This is a genomic window from Microcoleus sp. Aus8_D2 (assembly GCF_036702665.1).
Lineage (GTDB): Bacteria > Cyanobacteriota > Cyanobacteriia > Cyanobacteriales > Microcoleaceae > Microcoleus.
Genome location: NZ_JAUBUN010000012.1, coordinates 69,415 through 81,642 on the forward strand (window position 1 = coordinate 69,415; position 12,228 = coordinate 81,642).

General features: G+C 44.9%; 10 protein-coding genes. 4 read left to right on the plus strand and 6 right to left on the minus strand.

The genetic code is table 11. From position 1 onward, the window contains the following. Nucleotides 1-84 precede the first annotated feature (84 nt). From QUB64_RS12195 to QUB64_RS12220, 6 genes are all read right to left on the minus strand, one after another. Nucleotides 85-1,716: a mucoidy inhibitor MuiA family protein gene (locus QUB64_RS12195; protein ID WP_333269442.1), complete on the minus strand. Its 1,632-nt coding sequence runs from the start codon at nt 1,714-1,716 to the stop codon at nt 85-87. Nucleotides 1,717-2,602: 886 nt separating this feature from the next. Continuing rightward, nucleotides 2,603-4,060, minus strand: a complete 1,458-nt coding sequence (locus QUB64_RS12200; RefSeq protein ID WP_333269441.1) for an esterase/lipase family protein — start codon at nt 4,058-4,060, stop codon at nt 2,603-2,605. Nucleotides 4,061-4,147: 87 nt separating this feature from the next. Next, nucleotides 4,148-4,354: a hypothetical protein gene (locus QUB64_RS12205; RefSeq protein ID WP_333269440.1), complete on the minus strand. Its 207-nt coding sequence runs from the start codon at nt 4,352-4,354 to the stop codon at nt 4,148-4,150. Between the two features lie 270 nt (nt 4,355-4,624). After that, the gene (locus QUB64_RS12210) at nt 4,625-5,515 is read right to left on the minus strand and encodes a methylenetetrahydrofolate reductase (protein WP_333269439.1); all 891 of its coding nucleotides are present in this window, start codon (nt 5,513-5,515) and stop codon (nt 4,625-4,627) included. A 215-nt stretch (nt 5,516-5,730) separates the two neighbouring features. Further along, nucleotides 5,731-6,741, minus strand: a complete 1,011-nt coding sequence (gene trpS, locus QUB64_RS12215) for a tryptophan--tRNA ligase (RefSeq protein ID WP_333269438.1) — start codon at nt 6,739-6,741, stop codon at nt 5,731-5,733. Between the two features lie 414 nt (nt 6,742-7,155). Next, complete coding sequence (locus QUB64_RS12220) at nt 7,156-8,271, minus strand: HlyD family secretion protein (RefSeq protein ID WP_333269437.1); 1,116 nt, start codon at nt 8,269-8,271, stop codon at nt 7,156-7,158. A 458-nt stretch (nt 8,272-8,729) separates the two neighbouring features. On the opposite strand from QUB64_RS12220, the gene QUB64_RS12225 reads away from it, so the two are divergent. From QUB64_RS12225 to QUB64_RS12240, 4 genes are all read left to right on the plus strand, one after another. After that, nucleotides 8,730-8,957 (plus strand): secretion protein HlyD, encoded by a 228-nt coding sequence (locus tag QUB64_RS12225; protein WP_333269436.1) that lies wholly within the window; start codon nt 8,730-8,732, stop codon nt 8,955-8,957. Nucleotides 8,958-9,129: 172 nt separating this feature from the next. Then, a complete protein-coding gene (locus tag QUB64_RS12230) occupies nt 9,130-9,327 on the plus strand; it encodes a hypothetical protein (protein WP_333269435.1) in 198 nt (65 codons plus the stop codon). Between the two features lie 226 nt (nt 9,328-9,553). After that, nucleotides 9,554-9,736, plus strand: a complete 183-nt coding sequence (locus QUB64_RS12235) for a hypothetical protein (RefSeq protein WP_333269434.1) — start codon at nt 9,554-9,556, stop codon at nt 9,734-9,736. Between the two features lie 135 nt (nt 9,737-9,871). Continuing rightward, entirely contained in the window at nt 9,872-12,082 is a 2,211-nt protein-coding gene (locus tag QUB64_RS12240; protein WP_333269433.1) for a peptidase domain-containing ABC transporter, read from the plus strand. Nucleotides 12,083-12,228: the final 146 nt, after the last annotated feature.

Sequence of the window (12,228 nt, forward strand, 5' to 3'; positions counted from 1 at the left end):
GACCACCCGTGCGTAAGTCATAAATATTTTTCAGAATTGTTATAAGCTGTAGATGCAGCTACAGCTTAAGAGCGTAAAGCCTAATTAAATATCTAAACCGATGACAGTTAACTCGGGAGGATGTTCGACAACAAACTGGTAATATAACTCTTGCTTGGCTTGCGGTGGCAGAGAGATTATCCATTCGAGGATTCCCATTTCACCTGCTACTATCTTCGGATTACTCTGAGTTAAGCGCACTTTTATTTGCTCCTTGCGACTGACTGGAAGTTGCTCTTTTAGGGTGAGGTGTGCTGGTACTTGCTGCAAGTTTGTCACAATTAACCGATAGGCGTATGTCGTGCGCCGCTGATTGCCGATCAGTTTTTTATCGACTTGTCTTTCTACTAAATCGCGCTCTATTTTTAATCCTTCATCTATTCCTAAATTAAGCTTGAATTCTTCGCCAGGGGAAACATTTTCTAACTGCACATTACCGACGAATGTGTTGTCGCGAAAAATATTTGCTTTACCGGGCAGTAGAGTTGCACCTGTCGCTGGGTTGGTGATAATTGCTTGTAAATAGGCGAAACTGACTAAACGCGGAACGGCGATATATTCAGGTTTAGAGGGATAATTGTCGCTGAAAATAGTGACTTTGTGAGGCGTGCCGTCGCTGGGAATATTGGTATTTCCTCCTATTTGAAATGAGACGGTGCTGCCTTCTTTTGATACTGTTGCTGTCGCGGTTTGAGCTGCTATGGGTTCGCGTGCGGGAGGATCAGCACTAGGAGCCATAGCCATCATTGGCAATGGAAATTCTGGCTCACTCGATCTCAATCGCTTCATGCTCTCCACTTCTGTGGTTTGAGCATAATTTCGGCTATAAATATCGATAAACCAAGGTTCGAGTTTTGGGGGCAAAGTACCCATTCCGGGTTTGGCGGTGGATAAAGTCAGCGCTACTCCAGTCCAATCTTCGCCGGTGTTTTGATTGACTTCGGCTAGGTAATTGAGATTGATTTGGTTGTTGGTAGTATTGACTCGCAAGTCGTACAGGGGAGTCCAACGGGCTCGCGTTACTACATAGGAAACTTCTAGTTCAAAATTGCCGCTGCCGCTGGGATCGATCGCGACAATGATGTTAAAGCTTTGCTGGGAATGGGGAGTTTGTACTTGGCGCAACTGCTGCTGCAAAGCTGCTATTTGCTTGTCTAAGTCGCTTTGCTGTCTTTCGTGTTGAGCGATCGCACTTATGTACTTTTTATAATTACTGCCTAAAAAATTGAGCAATTCGCCGGCTTCACTCAAACCGATCTGCTGCTTGGAGATGCTGCTAGCAAAGGAACCGACGCTTTTTTCGCTCAAATTCTCGACAAAGTTGAGTTGAATTCTTCGCGAGGCGATTTGGTCTTTTATGGCGCGTTTTTGGGTTTCTAACTCTTGGATTTGTGCGGTTAATTCGAGGAGGCGATCGCCCGCAGGTTCGCTGTGAAACACTATTTCGCTACGCACTCCCAGCAATCGCACGGCGACTGTACCTGCGCCGGTGGCCCTGACTGACTCGGTTTCGAGGGTTGTGGGGAGGGAGGCGATGGTTAATTCGCGCTCGTTTCCCGTCAGGGCTACTGTGCCGCGGCGGGTGATCAGGGCGCGATCAGTGTACACGGTAACTTCTGAAATTTGGGATTCTACTATTTTGATATTATCGCGATCGAGTAAATCTGAATTAGTCATGGCTACTAATGCCCTTACGAAACTCTTTTAACGATTCCAATGGCGACGCCAACCAAATGTAGCGCTTCCATAAAGATCAGTCTAACTCAGCCAGCAACTCGCTGCTAGCAATTCGCTCATGAGTAGAAACGCGCAAATACAGAGAAGTATGTAACGAAAAGTAAACTTAGCTCAAATCTTTTTCCCTTCAACTTTCTGCCCTCTACCTTGTCTCAACGATAAATTTTCCTGCCTACCTACTTATTATCAACTGTTGACCGATCCAAATTCCATGATTTTCTTAATGAGTCCCGAAGAGCATGGACTAGGCGATCGTCTGCCTTTTGTTCCTCGGTAAATAATCAAAGCGATGGCTCGATAGTTTCAGCCAACGCCATCATCTTTTATTCTACCTTTTTTGCCTCTACTAAACTCTATTTTGCAACTACTGATACCATGCAAGCAAAAATGTTGCTACAGTTATTAATCCTATAGAAATTATCTGTCCGGCAGGCATAACTCGCCGCCGGACACGGCAGTGCCGTTTCCCTACAGGTGAAAACCTCTAATTTCTGATTCTGCAATAGTTCTTCAAATTGGTAGAAAAATTTGATTTGTTTATCCCTGAGATATCCTTTTTGGTAGAGTTGAATAGATATCTTGCAAAAACACCTAGGAACGGGCAAGATGCCCGTTCCACAAAGATTATTTTTTTTTGGGGAACGGGCTCTTCGGCCCGTTCCAAAATTTGATGAGAGGGACTTTTGCAAGAGATCTAATGATGTTTAAGGTAAAAAGTTGGGGTGAGCGGTTAACAATTCCGGCGCCCCAGTCTATGGTTTTGAGGCTGATAGCAGTCCCGCTATATTTTGGGTGAGAAGCAGATTAACGGGACAGCCACCATTTCTTACTCTAACAGAGGTTTCTTTGGCTTCTCTGCAAAGGTTAAAATAGTATTTTCTTTGGCTCTGTTTATTGGCATTGGTTCGCGATTCAGACGAATCTCAATCAGAGTAGTTGTAAAAGGACAGAAAAATTTCACTTCTGCCTGAAGAAGATGATCTAATTTCAATTTTGCATCCCATCTTCCATCTGACTCTTGTAGCTCGCCCTCTACAGTAATTTTTCCACTGCCATAACCGTAATACGCAACAAGGCTAGTTCCAGATGAAACAATCAACTTCATACATAATTCAGAAATGCTTTCTAGGTTCAGTTTACTTAGATTGAGATGAAAGCATCGCAGACTTTTGTCCCGAGCATAGGTATGAACCTGTAAATCTGAATTTTCATACAACCAAACTTCTTTGCCATCTCGATCCTTCTTCATAGAAAGCTGAACATTCCAATCTGTAACTGGATCGAGACGCTCATCTACAACACGAATAATAAACTGTTGCCATTCTTCCCATTGAGCTCCTTTTTCCTTTTTCAGGATATCCATATGAGCTTTTGTCTTGGCTGTCCATCTGCCAAAACTGTCTCGATCGGAAACATCTAAAGCTTCTAGCACTAACTCAACTAAATCTTTGCTAGGATTCTGCACAATTGTATTGTGATTGTGACCATCAACTAGCACCACTGGGATATCAATCTGCTGTTCGGGATGTTCGTCTGGTTTGGCTCGCTCTTCTACAGGCTTGTCTTTTTTTTGAGATGGATCTTGCGTCAAATCAACAATAAATTTGCGGGTGTTAAGAGCGCAACCTGCCCATCTGACAGTACCATCAGACCCGGGAGTATTAGCTAATGCGCTCAATCGGTCATATCCCTGATTGCCACAGAAAATAAACACGTAAGGGGTATTGTTATCTTCGCCATAGTAGGCTTTATGTTCGGGTTTATTTTGGGCAGAGCCAATCAAGTCAATATGAGCAAGATCCCAAGTGAAACGACTACCTAATTCAAGATTATCCAAAATCAGATTGCCAGCTTCGATAAAATCAGGGCCAAGTATTTTATTTCCCTTGATAATCGAACCAAGCCAACTTCTTCCTTTATGGGCTAAAGGAGAGCCAAAATTTGCTGGTGCTAATCCAATCAAGTGTTTGAGGCGACTGCGACGATTGACATCAGCAGCATAGGCGTAAGTAGTTAACCAAGCGCGAATAACCAGCATTCCAGTTGAATGAACAATGGCATCAAATTCTTGATCGTCTTCAATATAGGAGCGAAGCACTCGGTCAAATGCTTCAGCAATATCTTTGATGGTTATCTCATTAGTAAGAGATTTATAGCTAGCTGTATGGATGACTATAAGTTCTGGGTTTTGGTAGTGACTTTTAAGATGTTTTTCCCATTCACCAAAAACTGTTGAATTAGCTGAGTAACCGTGTATGAGAACAATGGGGCGTGGGCGTGACATAAGTTAAGTCCTTAATTTTAAGTGATTTCGAGGATTCTCTATCAGGAGGTGGCGTAACTAAGCCTTTTGGGTTAATTGTTCGCTCGTTCATTCATTGTCTATTGTATTTTTCGACAGATTACTATTAAGATGTTTCCTAAGATAGATTTGTGATTTTTTCCATAAAGAAGCTTTTTTTAGATTGATGTACCAAATAAACAAAGCCTGAATATCTCGATCGCTTTTTTTCCAAGCACCTACAACTGTTGTAGCGATCGCACTCCTCGATCGCCCAGTCGCATTTTCGAGTGACACTCATTTGAGCGACAGTCATCGGTGCCACTCCTCGAATTTCCGTCGTGCTAACGGGATTGTGTGGGTTGAAAGCGAGAAATGCGATCGCCCTGGGTTACGTAAATCGCTTGTGCCACTCGTCTGTACTACGAACGGTTTGTCGTGCGGTTAGTCGATCGGACACGATATGAGCGGGGGAGGGCGGGTTTATTATCTTATTCATTTTGGACACGGATGGTTGGTAAAACCCGCCCCTACGGTATATGGTTTTTTCCGCCTGCTTGCTCAATTTTAGCTCAGTGGCTCGATTCCCGCCAAATCCAAAATTTGAGGAATCAAGTCTTCTCGCTTAACGGCCATCATGTGAACTCCTTGACATAAATGCCGCGCTAGCTTGACTTGTTCGGCTGCAATTCTGATGCCTTCCTGCAAAGGTTGGGGAGATTTTGCCAAACGATCGATCGTCTCTTGCGGTATGTGAACTCCCGGCACGTATTTTTTAATAAATTCAGCATTTTTAGCTGATTTAAACAAAAAGATTCCTGCTAAAATTGGTTTGTTACAGCCGATCGCAATTTGCTGCATAAACTTATCCAAAAGGTCAAAATCGGTAATTAATTGGCTCTGAAAAAACTGGGCTCCAGCTTCTACTTTTTTCTCAAATCTGCTTTTTAAACCCGACCAACTGGGGCATTGCGGATCGACAGCGGCACCGACAAATAAATCGGTAACTCCGTCTGTTAAAGCTTTGTCATTCCAGTCAAAGCCACCGTTCATTTTTTGAATGACTTGCAGCAGCCGCACTGATTCTAAGTCGAATACACTTTTGGCTTTGGGATGGTCGCCGGCTTTGACTGGATCGCCGGTAAGTGCCAAGATATTATGGATGCCTAAAGCGTGGGCTCCCATGAGATCGGCTTGCAGGCCTATTTGATTGCGATCGCGACAAGCAACTTGACAAATCGGCTCAATTCCGCGCTGCAAGAGAATTGCGGAAACTGCTAGGGGACACATTCGCAGCACTGCGCGGCTTCCGTCTGTGATGTTAATGGCGTGCACTCTGTTTTTGAGAAGTTCAGCCATTGCGATCGTATGAGTCATGTCGCCACCTTTTGGGGGAGCAACTTCGGCGGTAATTATGAATTCTCCGGGGGTGGTGCAGGCTGTACGAAAACGGTTCATAGTTAGTTGGCAGTTGACAGTTGACAGTTGACAGTTGACAGTTGGCAGTTGGCAGTTGACAGTTGACAGTTGACAGTTGACAGTTGACAGTTGTTAGTTGGCAGTTGTTAGTTGTTAGTTGGCAGTTGGCAGTTACTACTACTGACTAATGACCAATGACCAATGACTAATGACTAATGACTAATGACTAATGACTAATGACTAATGACTAATGACTAATTAGGGAGAGAATAACCGAAAGCAGTTTTAACCTTATTCAAAGTTTGATTGGCAATTGCTTCTGCTTGTTCTCTGCCTTGACGGAGTACAGATTCTAAATATCCCGGCTCCTCCATTATTTCCTTGTATTTATCTTGAATAGGTTTGAGCGCATTAATTGTTGTCTCTGTCAACAATGGTTTGAAATCTCCCCAACCCATGTTTTCACATTCCGCTGCAACTTCTTCCTTCGATTTACCCGAAAGCAGGAGATACAGTGTTAGCAAATTTCTCGCTTCCGGGCGATCGGGGTCGTCGAAAGTCAAGCCCCGCACTGCATCTGTTTTGCAGCGCTTGATTTTTTTGGTAATTGTTTCTGGTGAATCTAACAAATTAATTCGACTCAGTTCGGAAGGGTCGGATTTCGACATTTTGCGCGTGCCGTCTGTCAAACTCATCACCCTCGCGCCGTCAGTCCGAATTAACGGTTCGGGAAGTTTCAAAACAGGTTTTTCTGGTGTGCCGAATTGGTGATTTAATCTGACGACAAGATCGCGGGTAAGTTCCAAATGCTGTTTTTGGTCTTCTCCTACTGGCACTTTGTCGGCATCGTAAAGCAAGATGTCTGCTGCCATCAACACGGGATAGTTTAGCAATCCTGCGTTGACATTTTCGCCTTGTTTAACTGCTTTTTCTTTAAATTGAATCATATCTTCGAGCCAGTTAATCGGCGTAATGCAGTTGAGCAGCCATGCTAGTTCTGTGTGCGCCGAGACGTGGGATTGCACGAAAATAGTAGAATATTCTAAATCGATGCCGCAAGCTAAATAGAGAGCGGCGATGGTGTAAGTGTCGGATGCTAGAGTTGCTGGATTGTGCGGTGCGGTAATTGCGTGCAAATCTACTACGCAAAAGTAGTTTTCGTACTGGCTTTGACCTTCTACCCAGTTGCGAATGGCACCGAGATAATTACCGAGGTGAAGATTGCCTGTTGGCTGAACTCCTGAAAGAACGCGCTGTTTGCCCATGAGGAAAGAATAGAATTGAAGTCACATTTCTATATTGACACGTTCTTTTAATTTAAGATAGTTTTGGTTGAAATTTACATTTTTCATCATTGTCAGCAACGGGCTAGAAGCCCGTTCCACTTTTAAGACATCTGTAGGGACACGGCGTTGTCAAGGCGTGTCAATTTTAGGTCTTATGTATTACAGATCTACTGTCTGACGATTAAGGCCAGATCCCCCCTAGCCCCCCTTAAGAAGGGGGGAACCGGAAGTCATCAAAGTCCCCCTTTAAGAAGGGGGGAACTGGAAGTCATCAAAGTCCCCCTTCTTAAGGGGGATTTAGGGGGATCTGGCCTCGGTGGTAAATGAGATTTCTCAGGTTTCCGACTTAAGTTGACAGGAAGGGACATTGCCGTGTCCTTACCTTTTAAGCAATTACCAATCTGTCAGCAACCTTGCTTTACGCAAAACAAATGTGAGAACTGTTTCTTGATCGGTAATAATATCGGCTCTGCCCTCCATTCCCGATTGAATTGAATACTGGCGGGGGACATTTGTCTGGGAGTTTCCTAAGAATTGACCGCTGCCGGATTGGAGTTTTGTTAAATAGGTTTGTTGGGGCTTAATTGCTACTTCGTAATAAGCTGTACCTAAATTATTACCGGGATTTTGAGGGGCGATCGCATCTGGGGCGATCGCGCTGACTGTTCCTTTGAGTGTCCCGTAATCTGGGAAGGGTAAGGCGGAAATCCGGATCTGTACGGGTTGGCCGATTTGGATGCGGGCGATGTCTTGGGATGTCACTTTGGCTTTGACTACCAGGGGTACGTCGCTGGGGACGATTTGGGCGATCGCGCTGCCGGCTTGTACGGTTTGACCGGTGTTTTGTACTTCCAATCTGAGAATTGTACCATCAGCGGGCGCGCGGATCACGCTATTTTCGAGTTTTGACTGAATTTGATTGAGTTCTTTTTTAGATTGAATTAATTGTTGTTGAATGGACGATCGCTTGACGAGCAAAACTCGTCGGCTTCTTCCCAGTCTCTCGGCTACATCCGGCTGCGATGTGGCGATTTTTACGAGAGCTGACTCGACTATTTCCTGGGCGGCTGGACTTGCAGTTTGGATGCTTTGAAATTGGCCGCTGGCTAAAATTTGATTTTCCAACTCCCGCAGTTGCTGGTTGATTTGCTGTGCTGCTGTTTGAGACTGATTAGTTATTTCTTGTAACTGCTTTTTTTGGGCGCCCAAACGTGAAGCGTCTACAACTGCGATCGCATCTCCGGCTTTTACTGTCTGATTTTCGCTGACAGCAATGCTTTCGAGGGTTCCTTCGGTTGCTGCTTGCACCAGGCGCACTTCTCCGGCTGGACGGACGATCGCGTCTGCTTTGACTGTAGCACTGTATTTGGTGACGCTGGCAAGGGCGATCGCCCCGCCAAATGTTGCCACCATCAAAATTCCCCCCAAAGTCGTCCAGCGGCTGACAGGGGGCAAAAACTGGTCGTTATCAAAGGTTTCTGCGGGTGTGGGTTCGGGAGTGCGAGACATGGTGGCTACTGGGGGTGAGAGGAATCGTTTTGAGTTTTGAATTTTGAATTTTGAATTGGGGGAGGAGGATAGTTTTGAGTTTTAATACCAGTTCAAAAAAAGAATGCAACTGTAAGACTGCTCCCAACCCTGATTAAATCAGTCATTCCCAAATCTCAAAGGGTATGAGTTGGCAGAAGGAGAGAGCGAGATCCTAATTCTTTTGTCACATTTATTTTCAGTTTTCCGGACACCAAGCATAAGTTTAGAAGTCTAAATCAAAATTCACAGGGTCAAGGTCAAAATCCGCACAGCTTTGCCGTCCCCACCCACCAATTTGCCCAAACATCAAAAATGGTGAAGCCAGCGGGCAACAGTCATGAAAATAGAGCGTTTGGGCAATGACTTTTGGGCGCTGTTACCCGGTTTTTCTGGGATGTGTACGTAAGTAAGTACATATGTATTAATAGGAGTTCCTGATGCCGGACAATCAACAAGATTCACTCTTTACCGAACTAACAGATCGAGAATCTGCTACTGTCAGCGGTGGCAGCACTAGCAGCGGTGTCAGCAGTGGAAACACCAACAGCGAAAGCAAGAACAGCAGTAGCAATGGCGTCTGTACGCTGTTTTTCGTGCCACAGCCGAGCCAGCTTTTCCTTTTCGATCCGAGTCGCGATCGCCCTTACAAAACCCTAGTGGTTTAGATAAATGAGTCAGGTAGTGCGATCGGATAAATCTTAAAACTTTCTCAGTAATATTCCGGGCGATCGCAGAGGCATGGAGAAGTATTAGTTAGTAATCATACGAGGCTATCGAAATTATATCAAATTTCTAGTTTTCGTTCAATATCATCAACTTAAATGGAGTCAAATTATCATGCAAGAAACACAGGAAAACTCATTGTTTGCTGAACTCACCCCTGAAGAATCAGCTAGCGTCAATGGCGGTCACTACTATTATTCCGATCGCTACTATTCCAATCGCGACAACTGTGGCCGTCGGCGCCGTTGGGTAGTGTACCGCCGCAATTGCGACGGTTCCTATAGAAGAGTAGTTCGCTACGGATACTGGTAAAGTTTAGTGCCGCCAATGCCACCATCGCACTTATGACAAAACCCTAATAGTCTACATAGGTGAGTTAGGTAGTGCGATCGGGTGAACTTTCAAAACTTCTCAGTGGTATTCCGGACTTCGCAGAGCCATTGAGAAGTATTACTCAGTAATTACACGAGGCTATCGAAATTAGATAAAATTTCTAGTTTTCGTTCAATCTTATCAACTTAAATGGAGTCAAATCATCATGCAAGAAACAAAGGACAACTCACTGTTTGCTGAACTCACCCCAGAAGAATCAGCTAGCGTCAACGGCGGTCACTATTATTATTCCGATCGCGACAACTGTCGCCGTCGGCGCCGTTGGGTCGTGTACCGCCGCAATTGCGACGGTTCATACAGAAGAGTAGTTCGCTACGGCTACTGGTAAAGTTTAGTGCTAGTCAATTCAGCTCTATAACTGTGGAATCGAGAAAGCACCCATAACTTTATGGGTGCTTTTTGCTGATTGGGTAGTTGGTGATGAGTAATCTTCTTTATGCTCTACCATTATTCATTTTGCAAAATGTTAAAGAACATCCCTTTGATCGGCAAAATGCCATTATTCGGACAAGTCAACAGGTTTAAGAAATATCAGGTTGTGCTCCAGCAGAGCGAAGAAGACTGCGGGGCGGCTTGTCTGGCTTCGATCGCGAAATTTTACGGACAGAATTTGGCGATTAGCCGTTTGCGAGAATCTGCGGGTACAGGCCAAAAGGGGACAACTCTGCTGGGCTTGAAACAAGGCGCTGAGGCGGTGGGCTTTAATGCTCGATCCGTGCGAGCAGCGGCTGCTATTTTAGACAAAATTGACGAAGCACCTTTACCGGCAATTATTCACTGGAGCGGGTATCACTGGGTTGTTTTGTACGGAAAGCAGGGCGACAAATATGCGATCGGCGATCCGGCCGTCGGTATGCGCTATATTTCCAAAGAAGAATTAGCAGCAGGTTGGACGGATTGGCTGTGCTTGCTAGTAGATCCAGATCCCGATCGATTTTTTGCCGAAGCAGACGGCCAAGTGCCCTCCAATTCCTTACAAAAATGGACGCGCCGGGTTTGGATTTACCGCCAGCTTTTAATGGAAGCACTGTTGCTGAATGTGGTGTTGGGTTTGCTGTCGATTGCTTCGCCTTTTCTGGTACAACTGCTCACCGACGACATTCTGGTGCGGGGCGACACGCAACTTTTGGCAAGTGTGGCGATCGCAGTTATAGTTATGAACTTGTTTAGCAGCAGTTTAGGATTGGTACAGTCGAATTTGATTGCTCAATTTTCCCAGCGTTTAGAGTTGGGATTGGTGATGGAATTCGGGCGCAAGTTCCTGCGATTACCTTTGAGCTTTTACGAAACCAGACGCAGCGGCGAAATCGTCAGTAGATTACAAGATATCCAAGAAATAAATAAATTAGTTTCTCAATTTGCTATCAGCTTGCCCAGTCAATTTTTTATAGCTGTAGTTTCTTTTATTTTTATGTTATTTTACAGCAAAGAACTGACCCTTGCAGCTACAGTGATGGCTGTATTTATGACTGCTTCTACAGTAGTATTTCTGCCTGTTTTGCAGCAAAAAACGCGGAATCTATTTGTGCTGGAAGCAGAAACTCAAGGCATTTTAGTAGAAACCTTTAAAGGCGCGCTGACCGTCAAAACGACTAGCAGCGCCCAGCAACTTTGGGAAGAATTTCAAGGTCGCTTCGGTCGCTTAGCGAGTCTTACTTTTCGCACTACACAAATTGGCATTCTCAACAATATTTTTTCTGGCTTTATCGCCTCAGCGGGCAGCATTACCCTGCTGTGGTTGGGCAGCGGCTTGGTGATTGACAAGGCATTGAGTATCGGTCAGTTGCTAGCCTTTATTAGCATGAATCAAAACGTCAGCACTTGGGTGACTTCCTTGGTCGAATGTACTGATGAAATGGCTCGCGTCCAGACAGCAACTCAACGGCTTTCCGAAGTCATAGATGCTGAGCCAGAAAGTAAAAGCGATATTAATAAACCTGTGGTAACGCTTCAAGACCGCGACGAGATTGTTTGCAAGAGTGTGAATTTTCACTACCCAGGTAGACTTGATTTGTTAGAAAATTTTTCTGTGACATTTCCGGGCGGTCACGCAATTGCTTTAATCGGTTATTCTGGTTGTGGAAAAAGTACGCTAGCTAAGGTAATTGCTGGTTTGTATCCGCTGCAATCTGGTAATGTGAGAATTGGCGGTTACAATTTGCAGGATTTGTCTCTGGATTGTCTCAGACAGCAGGTGGTTCTTGTTCCCCAAGAAGCGCATTTCTGGAGTCGTTCAATTCTCGATAATTTTCAGATGGGGAGTCCTGATGTCACTTTTGAGCAGATTGTGAAAGCTTGCAAAATTGCGGGTGCGGATGAATTTATCAGTCAATTACCGGATAAATATCAAACTGTTTTAGGGGAGTTTGGGGCAAATATTTCGGGGGGACAAAGACAGAGATTGGCGATCGCCCGCGCCATTCTCAACAACCCGCCCGTATTGATTCTAGACGAATCTACCGCAGGGCTAGACCCCGCTAGCGAAGCGGAAGTCTTAGAAAATTTGTTGATGCACCGGCAGGGGAAAACTACGATTTTTATCAGTCACAGGCCGCGAGTGATCGATCGCGCCGATTGGATTATCATGTTAGAACGCGGCCGGTTGAAACTGCAAGGATCTGCTGCAAAATTGCGATCGATTCCCGGAGATCATTTAGAGTTTTTGCATCCTTAGACAAAATTGTAGTTACTTGAGAATCAATACGGTTGAATAAGATAAGACGGCGGTTAGAAACCGCGCCTACACAAACGAAGTCCGAGCTCAGGGGGACTGAAGAGAATAAGGTAATTTTAACCGCAGACTCTTCATCTTCAACCCGC

Bases quoted from the DNA above. Each gene is read 5' to 3' on its own strand.
- QUB64_RS12230 (WP_333269435.1), top strand. From the start codon at position 9,130: ATGCAAGAAACACAGGAAAACTCATTGTTTGCTGAACTCACCCCTGAA.
- trpS (WP_333269438.1), bottom strand. From the start codon at position 6,741: ATGGGCAAACAGCGCGTTCTTTCAGGAGTTCAGCCAACAGGCAATCTT.
- QUB64_RS12200 (WP_333269441.1), bottom strand. From the start codon at position 4,060: ATGTCACGCCCACGCCCCATTGTTCTCATACACGGTTACTCAGCTAAT.
- QUB64_RS12210 (WP_333269439.1), bottom strand. From the start codon at position 5,515: ATGAACCGTTTTCGTACAGCCTGCACCACCCCCGGAGAATTCATAATT.
- QUB64_RS12220 (WP_333269437.1), bottom strand. From the start codon at position 8,271: ATGTCTCGCACTCCCGAACCCACACCCGCAGAAACCTTTGATAACGAC.
- QUB64_RS12235 (WP_333269434.1), top strand. From the start codon at position 9,554: ATGCAAGAAACAAAGGACAACTCACTGTTTGCTGAACTCACCCCAGAA.
- QUB64_RS12240 (WP_333269433.1), top strand. From the start codon at position 9,872: ATGTTAAAGAACATCCCTTTGATCGGCAAAATGCCATTATTCGGACAA.
- QUB64_RS12225 (WP_333269436.1), top strand. From the start codon at position 8,730: ATGCCGGACAATCAACAAGATTCACTCTTTACCGAACTAACAGATCGA.
- QUB64_RS12195 (WP_333269442.1), bottom strand. From the start codon at position 1,716: ATGACTAATTCAGATTTACTCGATCGCGATAATATCAAAATAGTAGAA.